Source organism: Pseudomonas sp. G34, assembly GCF_031119625.1.
Classification (GTDB): Bacteria; Pseudomonadota; Gammaproteobacteria; order Pseudomonadales; family Pseudomonadaceae; genus Aquipseudomonas.
This window is the reverse complement of the sequence record NZ_JAVHZV010000016.1, coordinates 124702-143850: the sequence shown is the minus strand read 5'-3', so window position 1 is coordinate 143850 and position 19149 is coordinate 124702. Positions and strand designations below refer to the sequence as shown.

General features: G+C 64.1%; 19 protein-coding genes and 2 pseudogenes. 11 read left to right on the top strand and 10 right to left on the bottom strand.

The features are described from left to right. Positions 1 to 108 precede the first annotated feature (108 nt). Both selD and mnmH read left to right on the top strand, forming a co-directional pair. Positions 109 to 1143, top strand: a complete 1035-nt coding sequence (gene selD / locus QYS36_RS10685) for a selenide, water dikinase SelD (protein WP_308839460.1) — start codon at positions 109 to 111, stop codon at positions 1141 to 1143. Beyond that, a complete protein-coding gene (gene mnmH, locus QYS36_RS10680) occupies positions 1143 to 2234 on the top strand; it encodes a tRNA 2-selenouridine(34) synthase MnmH (RefSeq protein ID WP_308839459.1) in 1092 nt (363 codons plus the stop codon). The genes selD and mnmH overlap by 1 nt, the downstream gene beginning before the upstream one ends. A 39-nt stretch (positions 2235 to 2273) precedes the next feature. Here the strand turns inward: mnmH and QYS36_RS10675 are convergent, their stop codons facing one another. After that, complete coding sequence (locus QYS36_RS10675) at positions 2274 to 3434, bottom strand: cyanate transporter (RefSeq protein ID WP_308839458.1); 1161 nt, start codon at positions 3432 to 3434, stop codon at positions 2274 to 2276. After that, complete coding sequence (locus QYS36_RS10670; protein ID WP_308839457.1) at positions 3431 to 4333, bottom strand: DMT family transporter; 903 nt, start codon at positions 4331 to 4333, stop codon at positions 3431 to 3433. The genes QYS36_RS10675 and QYS36_RS10670 overlap by 4 nt, the downstream gene beginning before the upstream one ends. Before the next feature lie 85 nt (positions 4334 to 4418). Between QYS36_RS10670 and QYS36_RS10665 the strand changes: the two genes are divergently transcribed. Beyond that, on the top strand, positions 4419 to 4916 hold the full coding sequence (locus tag QYS36_RS10665; protein ID WP_308839456.1) for a MarR family transcriptional regulator: 498 nt from the start codon (positions 4419 to 4421) through the stop codon (positions 4914 to 4916). A gap of 12 nt (positions 4917 to 4928) precedes the next feature. Next, the gene (locus tag QYS36_RS10660) at positions 4929 to 5225 is read left to right on the top strand and encodes a hypothetical protein (protein ID WP_308839455.1); all 297 of its coding nucleotides are present in this window, start codon (positions 4929 to 4931) and stop codon (positions 5223 to 5225) included. Positions 5226 to 5677: 452 nt separating this feature from the next. Here the strand turns inward: QYS36_RS10660 and QYS36_RS10655 are convergent, their stop codons facing one another. Beyond that, on the bottom strand, positions 5678 to 6571 hold the full coding sequence (locus tag QYS36_RS10655; protein ID WP_308839454.1) for a LysR family transcriptional regulator: 894 nt from the start codon (positions 6569 to 6571) through the stop codon (positions 5678 to 5680). A gap of 94 nt (positions 6572 to 6665) precedes the next feature. Here QYS36_RS10655 and QYS36_RS10650 point away from each other — a divergent pair, with 94 nt between their 5' ends. Next, positions 6666 to 7835: an MFS transporter gene (locus tag QYS36_RS10650; RefSeq protein ID WP_308839453.1), complete on the top strand. Its 1170-nt coding sequence runs from the start codon at positions 6666 to 6668 to the stop codon at positions 7833 to 7835. A 111-nt stretch (positions 7836 to 7946) separates the two neighbouring features. On the opposite strand, the gene QYS36_RS10645 is transcribed toward QYS36_RS10650, so the two are convergent. From QYS36_RS10645 to QYS36_RS10635, 3 genes are all read right to left on the bottom strand, one after another. After that, complete coding sequence (locus QYS36_RS10645; protein WP_308839452.1) at positions 7947 to 8498, bottom strand: hypothetical protein; 552 nt, start codon at positions 8496 to 8498, stop codon at positions 7947 to 7949. A 215-nt stretch (positions 8499 to 8713) separates the two neighbouring features. Beyond that, positions 8714 to 10087: a heavy metal sensor histidine kinase gene (locus QYS36_RS10640; protein WP_308839451.1), complete on the bottom strand. Its 1374-nt coding sequence runs from the start codon at positions 10085 to 10087 to the stop codon at positions 8714 to 8716. Beyond that, a complete protein-coding gene (locus QYS36_RS10635; protein WP_308839450.1) occupies positions 10084 to 10755 on the bottom strand; it encodes a heavy metal response regulator transcription factor in 672 nt (223 codons plus the stop codon). The genes QYS36_RS10640 and QYS36_RS10635 overlap by 4 nt, the downstream gene beginning before the upstream one ends. A gap of 146 nt (positions 10756 to 10901) precedes the next feature. On the opposite strand from QYS36_RS10635, the gene QYS36_RS10630 reads away from it, so the two are divergent. Further along, positions 10902 to 11405 (top strand): heme-binding protein, encoded by a 504-nt coding sequence (locus tag QYS36_RS10630; RefSeq protein WP_374990441.1) that lies wholly within the window; start codon positions 10902 to 10904, stop codon positions 11403 to 11405. 13 nt (positions 11406 to 11418) lie between these two features. Continuing rightward, complete coding sequence (uraH, locus tag QYS36_RS10625) at positions 11419 to 11829, top strand: hydroxyisourate hydrolase (protein ID WP_308839449.1); 411 nt, start codon at positions 11419 to 11421, stop codon at positions 11827 to 11829. A gap of 201 nt (positions 11830 to 12030) precedes the next feature. On the opposite strand, the gene QYS36_RS10620 is transcribed toward uraH, so the two are convergent. Then, entirely contained in the window at positions 12031 to 14151 is a 2121-nt protein-coding gene (locus tag QYS36_RS10620; protein WP_308839448.1) for a TonB-dependent siderophore receptor, read from the bottom strand. 634 nt (positions 14152 to 14785) lie between these two features. On the opposite strand from QYS36_RS10620, the pseudogene QYS36_RS10615 reads away from it, so the two are divergent. Further along, positions 14786 to 15811 (top strand): annotated as a pseudogene (locus QYS36_RS10615) (PAS domain-containing protein); the annotation flags it as partial. Beyond that, positions 15800 to 16084, top strand: a pseudogene (locus QYS36_RS23985) (methyl-accepting chemotaxis protein); the annotation flags it as partial. The pseudogenes QYS36_RS10615 and QYS36_RS23985, both read left to right, overlap by 12 nt. Positions 16085 to 16098: 14 nt before the next feature. On the opposite strand, the gene QYS36_RS10610 reads toward QYS36_RS23985, so the two are convergent. Continuing rightward, positions 16099 to 16515 carry a VOC family protein gene (locus QYS36_RS10610; protein WP_308839446.1) on the bottom strand — a complete coding sequence of 139 codons (417 nt, stop codon included), beginning with the start codon at positions 16513 to 16515 and terminating at the stop codon, positions 16099 to 16101. 394 nt (positions 16516 to 16909) lie between these two features. Between QYS36_RS10610 and QYS36_RS10605 the strand changes: the two genes are divergently transcribed. Next, positions 16910 to 17398, top strand: a complete 489-nt coding sequence (locus tag QYS36_RS10605; protein ID WP_308839445.1) for a ProQ/FinO family protein — start codon at positions 16910 to 16912, stop codon at positions 17396 to 17398. Between the two features lie 235 nt (positions 17399 to 17633). Here QYS36_RS10605 and QYS36_RS10600 read toward each other — a convergent pair whose 3' ends face one another. Next, positions 17634 to 17855 (bottom strand): hypothetical protein, encoded by a 222-nt coding sequence (locus QYS36_RS10600; protein WP_308839444.1) that lies wholly within the window; start codon positions 17853 to 17855, stop codon positions 17634 to 17636. A gap of 197 nt (positions 17856 to 18052) precedes the next feature. Between QYS36_RS10600 and QYS36_RS10595 the strand changes: the two genes are divergently transcribed. After that, on the top strand, positions 18053 to 18271 hold the full coding sequence (locus tag QYS36_RS10595; RefSeq protein WP_308839443.1) for a hypothetical protein: 219 nt from the start codon (positions 18053 to 18055) through the stop codon (positions 18269 to 18271). 25 nt (positions 18272 to 18296) lie between these two features. Here the strand turns inward: QYS36_RS10595 and QYS36_RS10590 are convergent, their stop codons facing one another. Then, a complete protein-coding gene (locus QYS36_RS10590) occupies positions 18297 to 19079 on the bottom strand; it encodes a LuxR C-terminal-related transcriptional regulator (RefSeq protein ID WP_308839442.1) in 783 nt (260 codons plus the stop codon). Between the last annotated feature and the right edge of the window lie 70 nt (positions 19080 to 19149).

Sequence of the window (19149 nt, the reverse complement as noted above, 5' to 3'; positions counted from 1 at the left end):
GCAACCTGGGCGGCCCGAAGACGCGCGGCCGTGAATGAAATGGCCACAGCCCCTATAATCCGCCGCCTGGTTTTCCGTTGATGAGAGTCCGTTGATGAGAGCGTTGCCATGAGTGAGCCGATCCGCCTGACCCAGTACAGCCACGGTGCCGGCTGCGGCTGCAAGATTTCCCCCAAGGTGCTGGAGGTGATCCTGGCGGGCAGCGGCGCCCAGAACCTCGACCCCAAGCTGTGGGTGGGCAATGCCTCGCGTGATGACGCGGCGGTGTATGCGCTCGACGAAGAGCGCGGCGTGGTGTCGACCACCGACTTCTTCATGCCCATCGTCGATGACCCCTTCGACTTCGGCCGCATCGCCGCCACCAACGCGATCAGCGATATCTACGCCATGGGCGGCGACCCGCTGATGGCCATCGCCATCCTCGGTTGGCCGGTCAACCTGCTGCCGCCGGAAGTCGCCCGCGAGGTGATCCGTGGTGGCCGCGCGGTGTGCGACGCCGCCGGCATCCCGCTGGCTGGCGGGCACTCCATCGACGCCCCCGAGCCGATCTTCGGCCTGGCGGTGACCGGTGTGGTGAACAAGCAGCACATGAAGCGCAACGACACCGCCAGGGCCGGCGACACCCTGTACCTGACCAAGCCGCTGGGCATCGGCATCCTCACCACCGCCGAGAAGAAGGCCAAGCTGCGCGCCGAGGATGTCGGCCTGGCCCGCGACTGGATGTGCACCCTGAACAAGCCGGGCAGCCGTTTCGGCAAGCTGGCCGGGGTCAACGCGATGACCGACGTCACCGGCTTCGGGCTGCTCGGCCACCTGGTGGAAATGGCCGACGGTGCCAGCCTCACCGCGCGCCTGGACTACGCCGCGGTGCCGCGCCTGCCGGGCGTTGAGCATTACCTGGCCGAAGGCTGCGTGCCCGGCGGCACGCTGCGCAACTTCGACAGCTACGGCGAGCGCATCGCGGCCCTGAGCGACAGCCAGCGCGACCTGCTCTGCGACCCGCAGACCAGCGGCGGCCTGCTGATCGCCGTCAGCGAGCAGGGCGAGGCCGAGTTTCTCGCCGTGGCCGCCGAACTGGGCCTGCACCTGGCGCCCATCGGCGTGCTGGTGGAGCGACAGCGTCACGCCGTCGAGGTGTTCTGATGCGCGAAGACGCCCGCGACTTCCGTGCCTTGTTTCTCGACGGCGTGCCGATGATGGATACCCGTGCACCGGTGGAATTCACCAAGGGTGCGTTTCCCGGCGTGGTCAACCTGCCGCTGATGACCGACCTGGAACGCCAGAAGGTCGGTACCTGCTACAAGCAGCACGGCCAGGAGGCCGCCATCAAGCTGGGTCACCAACTGGTCGGCGGGCAGACCAAGGCCGAGCGGGTCGAGGCCTGGGCGGCCTTCGCCCGCGCCAACCCGAACGGCTACCTGTACTGCTTTCGCGGCGGCCTGCGCTCGCAGATCGTCCAGCAGTGGCTACGCGAGGCGGGCATCGATTACCCGCGCATCACCGGCGGCTACAAGGCGATGCGCACCTTTCTACTCGACACCCTGGAAGAGGCCGTGGCGCAGTGCCGTTTCGTGGTGGTCGGCGGCATGACCGGCACCGGCAAGACCGACGTGCTGGCCCAGCTGCCCGATGCCCTGGACCTGGAAGGCCACGCCAACCACCGCGGCTCCAGCTTCGGCAAGCGCGCCACCGGCCAGCCGGCACAGATCGATTTCGAGAATGCCCTGGCCGTGGACATCCTGCGCAAGCGCGCGGCGGGCATCGAGCGCTTCGTACTCGAAGACGAGGGGCGCATCGTCGGCAGCTGCAATGTGCCGTTGTCGCTGTATCACGGCATGCAGGGCTACCCGCTGGTGTGGCTGGAAGACAGCTTCGAGGGGCGTGTGGAGCGCATCCTGCGCGACTACGTGATCGACCTGTGCGCCGAATTCATCGCCACCAATGGTGAAAACCAGGGCTTCGAGCTGTTCGCCGCGCGCCTGCTGCAGAGCCTGGACAACATCCACAAGCGCCTGGGCGGCGAACGCCACCAGCGCCTGCGGGCGATCATGGTCGACGCGCTCGCGGCCCAGCAAGCCAGCGGCGACGTGGCACTGCACCGCGACTGGATCGCCGGGTTGCTGCGCGAGTACTACGACCCCATGTACGCCTACCAGCGCGACAGCAAGGCCGAGCGCATCGTCTTCGCCGGCGACGAAGCCGCCGTGGTCGCCTACCTGCGCGAAGCACAGTAACCCCTCAGCCACGGGCGTACCGGTCCGCTCTAAGTCGTGTCAGTGGGTATGGAAATGCCCGCTGCCCGGCTTGAAACGCGTTGCCATGAGCATCAGCACCAGCGTGGCGGCGGCCATCATCAGCCAGCTCAGGCGCAGGTCGTTGGTGTACTGGCGCAGCAGGCCGGCGAGCAGGGGCGAGGTGGCGGCAATCAGGTAGCCGCCACCCTGCACGAAGGCCAGCAGGTCGCCGGTCTGGCGTGGGTCATCGAGGTGATCCTGGGCGACCACCAGCGACAGCGGAAACAGCGCGCCGATCCCGATGCCGATCAGCACGCAGATCACCACCACCAGTGCCAGCGGCGCAAGCACCAGGGCGATCAGCCCGAGCAACAGGCACACCAGCACGACAGCCAATAGCACCCGGCGGTCCGGGCAGCGCGCCAGCAGGCTCGAGGCCACCAGGCCGGCTGCCACTTCACAGAGCGTCAGGGCGGCCAGCAGCAGGCCGCTGGCCTCGGCGCTCCAGCCCAGCGAGGTGTAGTAGGGCGGCAGCCAGGCCAGCACCAGCGTATAACCCGCCGTGCCGACCCCGAAAAAGGCCATCAGCAGCCAGGCGCGCGGCGAGCGCCAGGGGTTGAGCGATGCTGCGGCGCTGCCGGTCCGGGCGTCATCCGCTGGTGCGGCGCGGCGCCATACCAGGCAGGCGACGATGGCCGGCACCGCCCAGGCCGCCAGCGCCCAGGCCCAGCCCAGCCACTGCGCCAGCCAGGGGGTGAGCGCCGCACCAAAGGCCGCGCCGCCCATGATCGCGCAGCTGTAGAAGCCGATCAGCCGGCCCGCGTCATGGCTGAAGCGCGCCTTGATCAAACCCGGCAGCAACGCCTGCACGAAGGCGATGCCGGCGCCGGCCAGCAGGGCGCTGATCAGCAACGGCGTGGCGCTGGGCAGCAAACCACGGGCCAGGCAGGCCAGGGCGATCAGCAGGGCGCCAAGCCAGATGCCGCGTCGCTCGCCGAGCCGCTCGCGTAGAAAGGTGGCGGCCAGGGCGCCAAGGCCCATGATCACGATCGGCAGGCTGGTCAGCAGGCTGGCGCCCACGTGCCCCAGCTGGGTGTCCAGCTGGATGCGGTCGAGCAGCGGGCCCACCGCCGCGAGCACCGGGCGCAGGTTCAGGCCCAAGAGGATGATCGCCAGCAATAGCAGGGTTTGCCGTTTCATTGCGCCTTCTCCTGGGCGCCGCGCCAGGCCACCAGCAATACCCCGACGACGATGCACAGCGCCGCCAGCGCCAGGCTCAGGCTGGCCTGTTCGCCAAGCAGGCCGATGGCCATGGCCGCGCCGGTGATCGCCGCCACCGAGCCGATCTGGCTGAGAAAAACCGTACCCGCCAGCTTCTGCAGGATGAAGAACAGCGCATAGACTGCCGCGAACAACAGCATCTGCACCAGCATCAGGCCGACGGCCATGGCGCTGCTCAGCTGGGGCGAGAAGTCCACACCGAGCAGCGCCGTGAGCCCCAGCAGCACCGCGCCGCCCAGCAGCATGCCGGGCGCCAGCGACAGCGGTGTGGCGCCACTGGGCCAGTAGCGGGCGCGGTAGATATTGCCCAGGGCCAGGAACACCGGCACGCACAGCGCGGCCACTACCCACAGGGCCGGGCTGTCGCCACCGTGCAGTTTGCCCAGGGCCAGCAGCAGGCTGCCGGACAGGCCGATGCAGATGCCCAGCAGGCGAATCCGGCTGAGCGCCTCCATGCGCAGCGCCAGGGCCAGCAGGTAGGTGAACAGCGGCGGGAAGGCCAGGCACATCGAGGCGAAACCGGCGCCGACATGGCCGATGGCGCTGAACAGCAAGCCGTTCGGCACGGCGATGCTGAGCAGGCCTGAGGCGAGGTAATAGCGTTGTTGCGGCAGGCTCATGCCTGGCCGCTCGCCACGCCACCAGGCGAACAGCAACAGCAGCAGGCCGCCGCCAAGCAGGCCCCACAACAGATAGGCCATCGGCTGCCAGCCAGCGCTGCCGGCCAGCTTGACCAGAATGCTGGTGAGCCCCATCAGCGCGCCGACGGTGAACAGCAGGGCCAGGGCCAAAACGGGTCGATGCGCGGTGCCCGACATGCAGGTGCCTCCTTGGACTGGATACGCTAGGATGCAAACATTCTTTTTGAAAAGTATCTTGATAGCAAGATAAATCGAGGCCGACATGCACGATCGAGCACACCTGGCCGCCGAACAGTGGCGTGAGCAACGCCCGGATCTGGACGGCTTTGCCATGGCGGTGATTGGCCGCCTCGGCGAGCTGAGCCAGGTGATCAGCCGTGATCACCTGTTGCCGTTCTTCGCCGCGCACGGCTTGCAGGCCGGTGAATTCGACCTGCTCGCCACCCTGCGCCGCGCCGGCGAGCCCTACGCGCTGATGCCCACGGCGCTGTACGAAAGCGCAATGATCTCCTCCGGCGGCATGACCAGCCGCATCGACCGCCTGGAAAAAGCCGGGCTGATCGAACGGCGCAAGCATCCCTCCGACCGCCGCGGCATCCTGGTGGCGCTGACGCCAGCGGGCTTTGAACTGATCGACAACATGCTCACCGCCCACGTTGCTAACCTGCAGCGCGTTCTGGCCGCCCTCAGTGACGAGGAAAAACAGCAGTTGCATGCGCTCACCGGCAAGCTGCTGGCCAACCTGCAACCAGGTGAATGAAAGGAATCAATCATGTCGCTTACGGCATTGATCATCGGCGTGCTCGCCCAGATCACCTTCGCGGGCCTGCAAGGCCTGATCGTGGTGTTCTCCGCTGCGGCCATCGCCAACCAAAGCGAACTGACGCCGTTCCAGGACCGCCTGCTGGCGACCCTGATGCTGCTGCTCCCCGGGATCTCCCTGGCCACCGCCGGTCTGCTGGTGGTCGGCTACCTGAACTCGACGGCGTGGTTGTCCAACCTCTGGCACCTGCTGCCAGTGGTGGCGTTCGGGCTGTATCTGCTGTTTGCGTTTAGCTTGAGTCGCTGAGCGGCAGGGCACTGGGAGCCCGTCCGGCTGGAGCTTGGTTGTGGCGCTGAATCATTAGAGCGTGCTCCACCATACGGTCTGTGGGAACGGGCCATGCCCGTGATTTCGCGCCCATGGCGCGCTCCCACAATAGGTGCTGTACCCGTCAGCCAGATAGCGTGAATCGGTTATCGCCCGCCGGGGTTGTAGGTTTCGCGCAGCAAGTAGGGTGGACGACGCTTTATTCGTCCACCATGGGGTGGTTGTGGCGCTGAATCATTAGAGCGTGATCCACCGTACGGTCTGTGGGAACGGGCCATGCCGGTGATTTCGCGCGCATGGCGCGCTCCCACAAGGGTGGTGCAGCCATCAGCCGAATCGCTCGGCTCAAGGCGCTCCGCCCGCTCCCGTATGGGCCGATGCGTCCTAGAAGGCATTCTCACGCGAAGCGTGAGGAACGGTCAGTTCTGCGCTTACAGCCGATGATGCTCGAGCAGAAAATCCACGAACAACCGCACCCGCGCCGGCATGGTCGGGCCGCCGACGAATACCGCGTGAATCGGTTCTCGCTCGCCGGGGTTGTAGGTTTCGAGCAGCTGCACCAGGTCGCCGCGCCCGATGTCGTCATTGACGGTAAAGGCGCCAATCCGGGCGATGCCGGCGCCGACCCGGGCCAGTTGCGCCAGGGCCTCGCCGCTGCTGCATTCGATGTTGCCGCAGACCTTCAGGGAGAACACCTCGCCGTCGCGCAAGAACGGCCAGTTGGGCTCGGCGCGGCGGAAGTTGAAGCGCAGGCAGTTGTGCTGTAGCAGGTCTTCCGGTGCCTGGGGCGTGCCGTGGCGCGCCAGGTAATCAGGCGAGGCCACCACCACCTGGCCGGTGTCGCCGATCTTGCGGGCGGTCAGCGGGCTGTCCGGCAGTGGGCCGAAACGCACCGCCACATCGGCCTGGCCGCCAAGAATATCCACCACCTCATCGCCCAGGGTCAGGTCGACGACGATATTCGGGTAGCGCGCACTGAAGGCCGCCACCAGCGGCACGATGGCTTGCCTGCCGTGCCCGAGCGCGGCGCTGACCCGGATGCGCCCCTTGGGCACGCTCTGGTCGGTGATGGCGTCCTCGACCTCGGCCAGGTCGGCGAGGATGCGCCGGGCGCCGCGCAGATACGCCTCGCCTTCGGCCGTGAAGGTGATCGCTCGCGTGGTGCGCAGCAGCAAACGGGTGCCCAGGCGCTGCTCGGTGCGGGCGATGATGCGGCTGACCGCCGAGGGCGTCATGCCCAGGGTGCGCGCCGCCGCCGACAGGCTGCCTTCCTGCGCCACACGCACCAGCACCTCCATCTCGCCTGATCGGCCGCCTACGTCCATTTGTGCCTCTGCAGCAAAGGTGTTTGCCAGGAAAGCGGTCTACCGCCCGTGAGATCGGGATCGTAGCATTTGCGGCATAGATAAGGAGCCTCTCATGCGTATCAATCCACCCCTCGTCGCGCTCGCCACCGGTGCCTTCGGCATCGGCGTTACCGAGTTCGCCCCCATGGGCATGTTGCCCGGCATCGCCAGTGACCTTGGCGTGTCGATTCCCGCCGCTGGCCTGTTGGTCAGCGCCTATGCCATCGGTGTGCTGATCGGCGCGCCGCTGATGACCCTGACCACCGGCAAGATTCCCCGGCGCTACCTGCTGATCGGGCTGATGGCCATCTTCACCCTTGGCAACCTGATGTCCGCCCTGGCCACCGACTACACCAGCCTGCTGGTCGCCCGGGTAGTCACCTCGCTCAACCACGGCGCCTTCTTTGGCGTCGGCTCGGTGGTCGCTGCCAGCCTGGTCGCACCGGACAAACGCGCCGGCGCGGTGGCGGCGATGTTCATGGGCCTGACCCTGGCGACCATCGGCGGCGTGCCGCTGGCTGCCTGGTTCGGTGAGCTGCTCGGTTGGCGCACGGCGTTCTGGGGCATTGCCGGCCTGGGGGTGATCACCATGCTCGCGCTGTGGTTCGCCTTGCCCAACGTCGAGCTGCCGAAGAGCGATGGCGTGCTCGCCGAAATCCGCGTGTTGGGCCGTGGCCCGGTGCTGGCGGCGCTGGCACTGACCGTGGTCGGCTCCAGTGCGATGTTCACCGTGTTCACCTACATCGCACCGATCCTCAGCACCCAGACCCATGCCTCCACGGGCTTCATCACCGCCATGCTGGTGCTCTACGGCGTGGGCCTGACCCTGGGCAACATGTGGGGCGGCAAGGCGGCGGACCGCTCCATCGACCGCACCCTGATCGCCTCGCTGAGTGCGCTGATCCTGGTGCTGCTTGCCTTTACCGTGCTGATGCGTTGGCCGCTGCCGGCCGCCGTGGCCATCCTCATCTGGGGCATCGCCAGCTTTGCCATCGTGCCGCCTTTGCAGATGCGCGTGATGGAAGCCGCCAAGGCCGCCCCCAACCTGGCCTCGGCGGTGAATATCGGCGCCTTCAACCTGGGCAATGCCATCGGCGCAGCCGTGGGCGGCGCGGTGATCAGCGCCGGGCTGGGCTACCCGGCGATCTCCCTGGCCGGTGCCGCGATGGCAGCATTGGGGCTGCTGATGGTGCTGGGGTTTGCCTGGCGCGCCAGAGTGCCGGCTGCGGCGGTGTGCCGGTGATTTGGGGGAGAGGCTGCTAGGGCGTACCAGTCGGCAGCGAAGCAGTACGCCGTTTGTACTGGCCGGCGGACTGTTCGCTGGCGCTACGAGCGGCCGGCGTTCCGGTTCGCTCTACGTGCCGGTTGTTTTACCACGCTCGGTTTCCTCGCCAATGCAGATCTTCGGCGATTTGAAGCCCATGGCAATCCAGGCGCCTAACAGCTTTGCATAGAATCGCCAGGTTTGCAGGGGGCCCGCTGGAACAGCATCGTCGAGCGCCGCCTGGTCTGTTCGGTCGCCGGTCATCGTACGCAGTTGCGGCTTTGGCCGTGTCTCTTCGGGCCATAGGCTCGAATACAGGCTGAGCCAGTGGCCGCTCTGGAATTCGAGAAAGACCGGGCTGTTGCAGCACCGGCTGATTACCCGGCGTGTTGGGGCTTTGGGCCCGAGCCGGAACGCCTCCAGAAGATGCTGACCACGCAGGATTTGGACCCTGTCCTTGCGATAGAGCACGAACTGCGTGCCCGCATTGCCCTCGAGCATCGGCCGCGCAAGCGGCAGCTGCTCAAGGCGTGCCGCCGCTTCGCGGCAACTGGTGCAATGGCATTCGGTGGAGATGAATGGCGCACCATCGAGCTCGATGGCAACCTGTGCGCACTCGCATGTCACAACGCTCTTGGCCAAGCGGCTACTCCTTGAAGTTGGCTTTGATGCCCTCTGAACCCCCGAATCAGCAGGTGTCGTCGAGGCGCAAAGCCATTCCCTCGTCATCGATTGTTTCGAGCCTGATAAGCATCCTATCGCCGGGCCACGAGGAAGCCCAGCGCCGTTCGGCGAGGCGACTGCCTTCGCGACAGCAGGCGGGCGCCGTTACAAGGCGAGGCGGGCAGAGCGTTCAATCACTCAGCTAAATCTATCGGGAAAAACAGCATGAAATCCGTACCTGAATGGCTACTGGTAACACTGACTTTTCCCCCATGGGCTTGCATGATTGAGCGCACGATGGCCAACCCAAGCCCACCCGAATCATCGGGCTGGTTGCGCGAAGGGTCACAGCGATAAAACCGCTCGAAAAGATGCGGCAGGTGTTCGGCAGCAATCACCTCACCCTGGTTATGCACACTGACTTCAAGCCCTTTGGGAGTGTGTAAGGAACGGATCGTCACCGGTGTATCAGGCGCGCCATAACGCAGCGCATTTGCTAGCAGGTTGGCCAGCGCCCGCCGCAGCAGCTCGGGGTCAGCGTTCAGCGTGTCGTTGGCCGTATTGATCAGTTCGATGCCGCGCTCCTGCGCCATCCCTTCGAAATATTCGCAGAGCTGCCCAACCAGGCTCTGCAGATCAACAGATTCGCGTTTTATCGACGACCCAGGCTGCTCGGTACGGGCCAGAAACAGCATGCTGTCGATCATCCGGGCCAGGCGTTCGTACTCCTCCTGATTGGAGGCCAGCAGATTCTGGTATTCCTCGGTCGAGCGACTGCGATCAAGCGCCTGCTGGGTTTGTCCCATCAGGTTGCTCAGTGGCGTGCGCATCTCGTGCGCGAGGTCTTCAGAGAAGCGCGAAAGCTGGGCGAAGCCCTGTTCAAGGCGTTCAAGCATTTGATTGAGTGCATGGCTCAGCGCAGTCAACTCGCTGACATCCTGGAACGGCTCCAGGCGTACATGCAGGTGCTGCACATCAATGGTGGCGGCGCGTTTCGCCAGTTGACGCACAGGCTTAAGACCACGCTGGCTCACCAGCCAGCCGAGCAGAAACGCCAACAACGCACCCACCGTCACGGCCAGCAGAACTTTCCAGCGATAGGCACTGAGCATCTGCTCGCGTTCGCCGAGGTACTTGCCGGCAATCAGGGTAAGGCGGCTCTCGGCACTCGGTATATCGACCCAGGCAAGGCGTAGCGCTGGATTGTCCGCACTATCTGCAAGCCTTGGCGCGGACGTCGATGAGAGGCTCGGTAATGGCAGGGCCAGCGGGTTGATTTCGATCAGGCGCTGCCCTGTGTTGTCGAGAATCCACAGCAGGCTATCGCGATTACCCAGCATGTTTTCGTATAGCTGGGGGCGGGTGCGCAGTGAGTCGATACTCTCACTGTCACCGATAAGCGCCTGCATGCGTTGCAGCCGGCCAAGCAGCGCCTGGTCATCACGCCAGGCGATTTCGCGCTGCAACGACTGATACAGGTAGAGCCCCACCGAGCCCAGCAGCAGCGAGCTGACCAGGGCGAACATCAGTGCCAGGCGCAGGCTCAATGTGCGCGGCCAAAGACTCATGTCTGGGCCTCCAGCATGTAGCCCATGCCACGCACGGTGTGAATCAGCTTGATCGGATACGGGTCATCAACCTTGGCCCGCAGGCGCCGAATAGCGACGTCCACGACATTGGTATCGCTATCAAAATTCATCTGCCAGACGTGCGAGGCAATCAGCGCTCGTGACAGAACCTCACCCTCGCGGCTGAGCAAAAGGTGCAGCAGCGCGAACTCCTTGTTGGTGAGTGTCAAGCGCTCGCCACTGCGAGTGACCCTGCGTTTCAGCAAATCCAGATGCAGATCGGCCACCTGAAACTGCTCCACTTCTCGGGGTGGCCCGCGGCGCAACAAGGTGCGCACGCGAGCCAGCAACTCTGCGTAGGAGAACGGTTTGATCAGGTAATCATCGGCCCCCAGTTCCAGCCCTTTGACGCGGTCTTCGATGGCATCTCGCGCCGTCAGAAAGAGCACAGGCGTTTGCGATTTTCGCCGGATGATCTGCAGCAATTGCCAGCCGTCCAGCCCAGGCAGCATGACGTCGAGGATGATCAGATCAAACTCGCTTTCCTGCGCCAGGTGCTGACCATCCAGTCCATTCAAGGCGACCTCGACCAGATAGCCGGACTCACCCAGGCCCTTGCGCAGGTAATCCGCCGTCTTCACTTCGTCTTCAACAACCAGGATACGCATCAAGTCCTCCAGCACAGGCACATAGCCTAGGCCGATAAGCCACTTCGTCCCATTACAAATTGGTAATGCGCCGGCAATCAGTCTGAGCGCAACGCATGTGCAGTATGCCCGGCAACTGCTCAGCCGAGCTTTGAACGGGAGGACTTATGCACATCGGAAAAAGCTTCGCCACGTCATTACTGGCCCTGGCCATGGGTTCAAGTGCCGCGTGGGCCGATATCCCACAGGTTGCCCAGCGTGCGGATGTCACCCTGGCGATGGCCAATCAACTTCTGGACGCGACCTTGGCAGCCTGTCATGCAGACGGCCGTACCGGGGTAGCGGCCGTCGTCGACCGCGGCGGCAACCTGGTGGCCGTGCAGCGCGATGACGATGTCGGGCCACACAACACCCTGGCCGCGCAGCGCAAGGCCTTTACCGCCCTGTCAACGAAAACGGCCACCGGCCTGCTGGCAGAGCGTGCGCGCAGCAATCCAGAGGCTGAAAACCTCAACACCCTCGATGAGCTGCTGCTGTTGGGCGGTGGCGTACCGCTGAAGGTGGGTGATCAGGTCATCGGTGCCATTGGCGTTGCTGGAGCCGGGGGTGGCCAGATCGATGAGGGCTGCGCGCTGAAAGCCATCGCACAAGTTTTACCCACCCTCAAGTAATCAGGAGATCACCATGAACGCACTGAAAACTCTTTTCGCAGGTGCTGTATTGAGCGCACTTTCCTCTGCCGTTTTTGCGGCGGGTAACCCACTGAGCGTCCATGTGCTGAATCTGCAGGATGGTCTTCCCTCGGCAGGCGTGAATGTGACCCTGGAAAAGCAGGACGGGGAGCACTGGAGCAAGCTGAACACCGGCACCACCAATGAGCAGGGTCGCATCACGGCACTGTATCCGGAAGGCAAAGCGCTGGAGAAAGGGACTTATCGCGTCACCTTCAAAACCGGTGAGTGGTTCAAGAACCATCAGGCGGCAACTTTCTTTCCCGAGGTCCCAGTGATTTTCGCAGCGGATGGCAGTGTGCCTCACTACCATATTCCGCTGTTGCTCAGCCCTTATGGCTTCTCAACGTATCGCGGTAACTAAATCATTGGGTTGGCTTTGCCCCCGTTTTGCGGGGTAAAGCTTTAGCTTCGAGCAAAACTGTTGGAGAGTACCTGTCGATGTAAGCATTGGGTGACCGCCGATAGCAGCCACTCACCAGTCTCTCACGCAAGGCAACGCCAAAACTGCTTTGGCTCCCCGCACCTCTTACCCCAAACCAGCCGCTTTGATTTCTCGCACTCTCTACAACGCCGTACGCATCACCAGCGCGAAGCTTCGCGGTTCGCCGTAGGTGTTATAGGTATTGAGGTTGCCGACCCGTGCGTAGTAATGGCGGTCGAAGAGGTTATTGCCCATCAGGGCCACCGAGGTCTTGCTACTGAATTCATAACCTACCTGGGCACTGGCCAGGGCATAGCCGCCCTGGCTGCGTAGCGGGGTATCACTGCTGCCATCGGTGCCGCTGCTGATATGCAGGCCGCCACCCACGAACAGGCCTTTGAGGCCGCCGTCCAGCAGGCGGTATTTGGCGTATGTCTTCAGGGAGTGGCGTGGCTCATAGAGCGAGAACTTCTCGCCCGGCGAGAAGCGGTCCTCCAGGTACTGGCTGGTCAGGTAGCTGTAGCCGATGGAGAGGTTGAGGCTGTCGTTGGGCTTGCCGCTGATTTCCATTTCCCAGCCTTCCACCTGCACTTCGCCAGCCGAGACGAAGAAGCCTGGGTTGTTGAGGTCGCTCATGGCCCGGTTCGTGTCGTTGGTGCGGAAAAGCGCAACGGAGGCGTCGACGGCGCCGTCAAGAAACGAGGCCTTCAAGCCGGTTTCCCATTGCGCGCCGATTCGCGGTTCCAGGCTGGTGCCGCCGACCGTTTGCTGCGCCTGCGGGATGAAGAGGTCCGAGTAGCTGACGTAGCCATTGAGGTTATCGGTGAAGGCGTAGATCACCGCGCCGTAGGGGGTGAACTCGCCGGTTTCCTTGCGCGAGGCGTTCCACGCGCTGGGGGTGGAGGGCGCGACGCTACGGCTGCGGTATTCGAAGTTGCTGCTGCGGCCGCCGAGCACCACCGTCAGTGGCTCGGCCAGGGACAGGCGCAACTGCCCGTAGATGCCGTGCTGGGTGGTTTCGTTCTCGGAACCATTGGTAAACACGAAGTCGGGTTCCGGAACTACGTCCGGATCGTTTACCGGCACCCCAAAGAACGGCGCCGCATTGACGCTGCGCGAGCGGTTCGACTGCTGATCCCGGTTGTAGCCCAGGGTGGCGTGGTGGTTTCGGCCCAGCGCGGAGAAGGGGCCGGTAAGGTACAGGTCGAAGGCGTTGCGTTCGGTGTCGGTGTCATTCTTGCGACGGTTATAGCGGGCGATCATGCCGCTATCTGGGTCAACGCCTGCGCCTGCTCCCGGTGCGGGAAAGGCATCCTTCCAGAATTTGTCCTGGGTGCGGTTGAGCAGCTTGCTCTTGAGCTGCCAGCCGTTGGCGAAGGCGTGCTCGAGATCCAGTGCAATTTCCGTGGTCTCGTAGGCGAAGCGTGCCCACTCGGGGTACACGTGGGTCGAGCGCGGCACGTCGAGAAAGCGGCCGTCGGTGTAGGCCGGCAGGCCCATGCTCGGCGAGTCCATGTGGTCTTCCTGATGGCTGCCGGTCAACGACACCACGGTGTCCGGGGTGAGCTGGTAATCGAGCGTGGCATAGCCGAGCCACTTGTCCTTGTGGCTTACATCCCAGAAGTAATCCTGCTCCTGCCAGGCGGCGACCACGCGGCTACGCAGGCGGCCATCTGCATCCAGCGGTGCACCGGCGTCGACCATGACCCGGTGGTTGTTCCAGGAGCCGGCCGAGGTGGTCAGCGACACAGCGGGCTCGTACAGTCCACGTTTACGCACCATGTTGACCAGCCCGCCGCCACTGCCCGAGCCCATGAACAACGCGGCCGGCCCGCGCAGTACCTCCACGCGCTCGTAGATGGCCATGTCGTATTCCTGGATGCCCGAGCCGCCGCCATAGACCGGTACGCCGTCGTAGGCCATGTCCAGGCTGTAGCCGCGGGAGTAGTACTGCTGGGTGATGGAGTCCCACGGTGCCACGGATACCCCGGTCACTTCGTTGAGCACCTCGCCGATGGTAGTGAGGTTCTGGTCATCCATGCGCGTGCGGGTAATGGCGCTGACCGACTGCGGAATGTCGATCGGTGCCAGAGCGCCCTTGGTGCCCACCGTCACCGCTTCGGCCTTGTAGCTGGCGCGGTCATCCACTGCCTCGGTGACCTTGATAGCCGGCAGGGTACGGGTTGAGGTTTCAGCCCAGGCCTCTGCTGTCAGGGATGCCAGAGCGGTAAAGGCGAGGAGGCGGTAGGGAGGCTGGTTCATCGCTAGGGGCGCCAGAGAAAGGGGCGCAGAGATTAATGGAGGTGTTACTTTATAACATACTATAGATGTAACCATTTGTGTCCATGAGCTGCCTGCATGCATTCAGTCAGGAGCGCGGAAACTGTCGCCCCAGCTATCAATGGAGTTGCGCGCTGCTCAGGCGCCTGCTCGATTGCAGCTCGCTGTCACATACCGCAGGAAGCAGAGCGTGGGTGGAGCGCTGCGCTAATGGCCAGGTTCGCCGCGGGCAGTCCGGCAATGAGCGGCGAGCATAAATCGATGCATGAGCCCTGCTTGGTTTCCAGGCGAGGGGCGGGGAGAGCCTTGCGTCAACGCAGCCAGAGAGTGACGCGAAAGCAACGTCGCGGCATCCCCGGTGCAGGGCATTCAGCCGTTCACAGATGCTCTTCTCGCAGGCGCCAGGCCGCGTTGTCAGCAGACCGCAGGTCGTAGGCGCCGCGTGCAGATGCCGATATCATAATGATGGCAAAAAAGGCGCAACCTTTCTCGCGCTGTGCCAGTCCTACCCAGCGCTGACGACTCATCCCCGCGAGTACGCCGTCGCCAGCCTGCTGAAAAGCATACCGTCCGCCATGGATTCGGCATTTCTCGCATTTCTTCTGAGTACCGAACCATGCTCCATCTCTTTCGTCCGCGCAGCGAGCTCCAGGCTCTCAAGCAACTGACCGCTTCGCTGCCGGTCGCCGCCCAGGGTACAGCCAGCCGTGGGTCTGCCAACTGGGCAGATGTGCAGCGTGAATGGACCGCACGCGAACAGAAGGCCGTGCAGAACGACACCCGCATCGCCGAACTCGAGCGCGAGCTGGAAGGCGCACGGCTGATGCTGGCGGAAGCCGACGCCAGCGCGCGCGCTTCGGAAACCCGCTTCGATCTGGTCAACCGCGCCTCCAGTGAAGGCCTGTGGGATATGGAGGTGATCGCCGGTGACCCGGTCAACCCGCGCAACCGCTTCTGGTGGTCACAGCAATTCAGGGAAATGCTCGGCTTTCGCAATGAGCAGGACTTTCCCAACGTGCTGGCCAGCTGGGCCGACCGCCTGCACCCCGAAGACAAGGCGGCGACCCTGGATGCCTTCGCCCGCCACCTGAACGACAAATCCGGCATGACCCCTTACCGGGTCAGAAATCGCCTGGCCATGAAGGATGGCAGCTACCGCTGGTTCTTCGCCCAGGGCGAAACCCTGCGCGACGGCCGTGGCGTGCCGCTACGGGTCGCCGGCGCGCTGCGCGATATCCAAGATGAACTGCAGCGTGAGCAGGAGCACGATGTGATCATCACCCGCTTCGAGCTGGCCCGGGAGATGCTCTCGGACGGCCTGTGGGACATGGAGGTGATCGCCGGGGATCCGGTCAACCCGAAGAACCCCTTCTGGTGGTCGCCGCAGTTCCGTCGCCTGCTGGGCTTCGAGACGGTCGAGGAGTTCCCCGATGTGCTGGACAGCTGGGCATCGCGTCTGCACCCGGAAGACAAGGCCTACAGCCTCGAAGCGTTCCAGGCGCACCTGAACGACCGTAGCGGCAAGACGCCCTTCGATATCGAGTACCGCTTGAAGATGAAGAGCGGTGAATACCGCTGGTTCCGGGCACGCGGGCAGACCAAGCGCGACGCCTCGGGCGCGCCGCTGCGGGTGGTCGGTGCACTGGTGGACGTTGATCTGCAACATCAGCAGAACGCCATGCGCGAGACCGAGGCGGCCCACCAGCGCAGCCTGGAAGCCAACATCGCCAAGCTCACCCAGATCGTCGGCACCATCCAGAGCATCGCCAGCCAGACCAACCTGCTGGCGCTGAACGCGGCGATCGAGGCGGCCCGGGCAGGCGAGGCGGGCAGAGGTTTTGCGGTGGTGGCCGATGAGGTGCGCAAGCTGGCGACCCGAACCACCGAAGCCACCGAGCAGGCCGCCGAGATGATGCGCACCTAAAGCTCTCACCAGGGGCGGGTAGGCTCGGACGCACTGGTGCAGAAGAGCGCTACCTTGTTCCCGTCAGGGTCTCGCAGGTAGCCCACGAAGAAGTTGGCACTGTAAGCGTCGCGAAAACCGGGGGCTCCCTCGTCCGCGCCGCCGTGCCGCAGGCCCTCTGCATGCAGGCTTCGCACTTGCTCGTGTGTAGCGGCGCGGAAGGCAACCATGGTGCCATTGCCGACCGTCGCCGGTTGCCCGTCGTACGGAATGGTGACGTGAAAGGCGCCTGGGCCATTCTCCTGATCTTCGATGCCGGGAATCGAGTAGCACAGCTGCTTCTCCCAACGCTCCATTTCGTATCCCAGCGCAATCAGGATCGCGTTATAGAACGCTTTTGCAGCGTCCAGATCGTTCGTGCCGATCATGGTGTAGCTCAGCATGATGTGAATCTCCAGCGCTATGGGCCAGGGTCTGGCCCCCTGTGTTGCTCAAGGTGATTGCAACCTTGCGCCGTGACGAGCCGCTCTGATGCGCCTCCCCATAAGCACCCTCTCGGGTCGTCTGCAGAAGGGCAAGATTAGTCCAATTCAGCGCAATGGTGACCTGCGCTTCGCAGGTTCGGATAGGCGAAATAGAGCTGTTGGCTCGGGCTGAAGCGCGGCACCGCCCCTCAGGCTTCCGTCAGTTTGCAGGCTCCCCCTGAGCATCAATGCCGCCATCCTTGATAGCGCTCTAGCGGCGAAAACCGACAGTAAATGCCGCCGCGGGCTGCCCTCGAGGGCTGCATGGGATAAGCTTGCGCCGATGATCAACCACCAAGCTGTGAACTGAACGATGGGTTTTGAGCAATTAGCGGATCTGCGTGACCGCCTGCGGGCTGAAAAAGAGCAGGTGAAAACCGAGACTACCAAGCAGCGCAAGCGGCCTGCTGCCTCGCCCCGAAAGCCTCAGGAACAGGATCCTGCCCTGGAGGCGATCTGGCGGTTGCAGAAGCACTTCCCGCTGGCCTTCCCGGTCAACCCGGCGCCGAAGGTGCCGCTCAAGGAGGGCATTCTCAAGGATGCCGAACAGCATCTGGAGAAACTGGGTATCTCCCAGGAGCAGCTCAAGCTCGGCCTGGCCTCCTGGTGCCGGGGCGGTCGCTATTGGGCAAGCATGGTCGAAGACGCCCCGCGCCTGGACCTGAATGGCCAGCCGGCTGGCACGGTGACGGCTGCCCAGGCGCTGCATGCCAAGCAGCAGGCCAGGCGCCAGCGCAGCCAGATGCGTCGGGCTCAGGCAAAGCCGAAAGAGCCGGTCGTTACCGCAGGTGAGGGTGCCTGACCGCGGGGCGAGCCGAGCGCAAAGCCTGCCCGCAATAGCGAAATAAAGCGAACCGCTGCGGTGAGTGGTGTCGACTCCGTTCAGGGATGCATCGCCGCCTGCCTTGAGCCCCGGTAATGCCCGTCGGCAACCACCAGTACCTCGAGGTGTTCCTCAGGGAGCGGCGGCTTTCAACGCGTAGCGTGATAGCGGCCCGTTCGTCGCCGCCGGTGGCTTCGCTGTCGGGACGGGTTGACTAGGCGCCGCCGTGGCCCAGCACCTTGGCTTCGCGGGCGATGGCCAGGACGTTGGCCTTGGACTGTTTGCACAGGTGCGCGTCGATGGCGCGGATGACTTCTTCGGTGATGGTCGAGTTCTGCGCCGCCACCAGCGCTTCGAGGCGCGGGGCCATGCCGACCGGAAGACACTTGAGGATGTTGGCGGCAAGATCCTTGCCGGGGTGTTCGCTCAGATTCATTGTTATGTCTTCCGTGGAGACTGGCTGCGGGCACAGAAAAAGTGTGAACGCGATCCAATTCCGAGACGGCGTGTTGCAAATGGTTCCGGTTTTATTTTGCATATCCTCGAAACATGAACCACCCTGCATTAACGCCGCGAGACAGTGGCGACTTTGCGTCCTTGTGTGCCTGTCGAAATCCATGGAAAGGGTTATCTATGAGCGCCAAACCTACCAATCGCCAACTTGCTGATTACCTGGGCCTCTCGGAAGAGGAGGTCGGCAGTTACCGGCTCGATTCCATCCGCGAGGGCAGCCACTGGCGGGTCGCCTTCGCCGACGAAACGCCGAAGCGCCTGCGCAGCAAACTGCCGGCCTGCCTGATGGTGGTAGTACCGGGCAGTTGCCAGCCGGACACGTCGTCTCGCCATCCTTGATCACCGTGCTGCAGGCCTGGCCGGCCTAGCCGCGCTGGGCCTGCAGGAACAGCGCGAACAGCTCCGACTGCGACTTGATGCCCAGCTTGCTGTACAGGTGCTTGCGGTGCACCTTGACGGTCTCCGCCGAAATGGCCAGCTTGCGGGCCACCTCCTTGCTGGAGTGGCCGGCGAGCATCAGGCGCACCACTTCCAGTTCACGGCCGGTCAGCGCCGTTTCCACCTGATGCGCCATTCGTTCCAGGCGTTCCTGCCAGGGCGGCGCCGCGGCCGGCTCGCTCGGCTCCGGCTCGAAACTCAGGCGCTGGCGCATCAGCGCCGCCACCCAGGGCTGCAGCAGCGAGAGCAGAGCGATCTGCTCCGGCAGGAAGCGTTGCCGTGAGCCCAGTGACAGGCACAGGGTGCGCGCGCCGGGCAGGGCGACGTTGAACTGCACTTCGTCGGCCACCACGTTGAGGCTGAAGTAGCGCTGGTAGTAGTCCGTTTGCTCGAAGCATTCCGGGGCGACGTCGCTGAGTCGCACCAAGCCTTCACGCGTGCTTTCGCGGCTGGCGATATAGAAGGGGTCGAGCAGGTAGAGGCCGTGCAGGTAATCCTGGAACAGCAGATCCGGCGCGCCATCGTCGCCCGGGCTTTCGGCCAGCACCTGGGGGCGCCCCTCGCTGAAGATCAACGCCACCCAGCTGTCGTGGTGCACGTACTGCGCCAGGGTGCGGGCCAGGGTGCGCCAGAACGGCGGGCTGTGCAGCGCGTCGATGAGCTCGGCCACGCTGCGATGGAAGGCGATGTCGTGCAAGGTCATGGTCATCTGTCTACCCCTGTGGGGTTACCCCGCGTGCGTGATTTCGCCTCTGTGGCTCAGCCTCCATACTCGAACC

Bases quoted from the DNA above. Each gene is read 5' to 3' on its own strand.
- selD (WP_308839460.1), top strand. From the start codon at position 109: ATGAGTGAGCCGATCCGCCTGACCCAGTACAGCCACGGTGCCGGCTGC.
- mnmH (WP_308839459.1), top strand. From the start codon at position 1,143: ATGCGCGAAGACGCCCGCGACTTCCGTGCCTTGTTTCTCGACGGCGTG.
- QYS36_RS10675 (WP_308839458.1), bottom strand. From the start codon at position 3,434: ATGAAACGGCAAACCCTGCTATTGCTGGCGATCATCCTCTTGGGCCTG.
- QYS36_RS10670 (WP_308839457.1), bottom strand. From the start codon at position 4,333: ATGTCGGGCACCGCGCATCGACCCGTTTTGGCCCTGGCCCTGCTGTTC.
- QYS36_RS10665 (WP_308839456.1), top strand. From the start codon at position 4,419: ATGCACGATCGAGCACACCTGGCCGCCGAACAGTGGCGTGAGCAACGC.
- QYS36_RS10660 (WP_308839455.1), top strand. From the start codon at position 4,929: ATGTCGCTTACGGCATTGATCATCGGCGTGCTCGCCCAGATCACCTTC.
- QYS36_RS10655 (WP_308839454.1), bottom strand. From the start codon at position 6,571: ATGGACGTAGGCGGCCGATCAGGCGAGATGGAGGTGCTGGTGCGTGTG.
- QYS36_RS10650 (WP_308839453.1), top strand. From the start codon at position 6,666: ATGCGTATCAATCCACCCCTCGTCGCGCTCGCCACCGGTGCCTTCGGC.
- QYS36_RS10640 (WP_308839451.1), bottom strand. From the start codon at position 10,087: ATGAGTCTTTGGCCGCGCACATTGAGCCTGCGCCTGGCACTGATGTTC.
- QYS36_RS10635 (WP_308839450.1), bottom strand. From the start codon at position 10,755: ATGCGTATCCTGGTTGTTGAAGACGAAGTGAAGACGGCGGATTACCTG.
- QYS36_RS10630 (WP_374990441.1), top strand. From the start codon at position 10,902: ATGCACATCGGAAAAAGCTTCGCCACGTCATTACTGGCCCTGGCCATG.
- uraH (WP_308839449.1), top strand. From the start codon at position 11,419: ATGAACGCACTGAAAACTCTTTTCGCAGGTGCTGTATTGAGCGCACTT.
- QYS36_RS10620 (WP_308839448.1), bottom strand. From the start codon at position 14,151: ATGAACCAGCCTCCCTACCGCCTCCTCGCCTTTACCGCTCTGGCATCC.
- QYS36_RS10610 (WP_308839446.1), bottom strand. From the start codon at position 16,515: ATGCTGAGCTACACCATGATCGGCACGAACGATCTGGACGCTGCAAAA.
- QYS36_RS10605 (WP_308839445.1), top strand. From the start codon at position 16,910: ATGGGTTTTGAGCAATTAGCGGATCTGCGTGACCGCCTGCGGGCTGAA.
- QYS36_RS10600 (WP_308839444.1), bottom strand. From the start codon at position 17,855: ATGAATCTGAGCGAACACCCCGGCAAGGATCTTGCCGCCAACATCCTC.
- QYS36_RS10595 (WP_308839443.1), top strand. From the start codon at position 18,053: ATGAGCGCCAAACCTACCAATCGCCAACTTGCTGATTACCTGGGCCTC.
- QYS36_RS10590 (WP_308839442.1), bottom strand. From the start codon at position 19,079: ATGACCATGACCTTGCACGACATCGCCTTCCATCGCAGCGTGGCCGAG.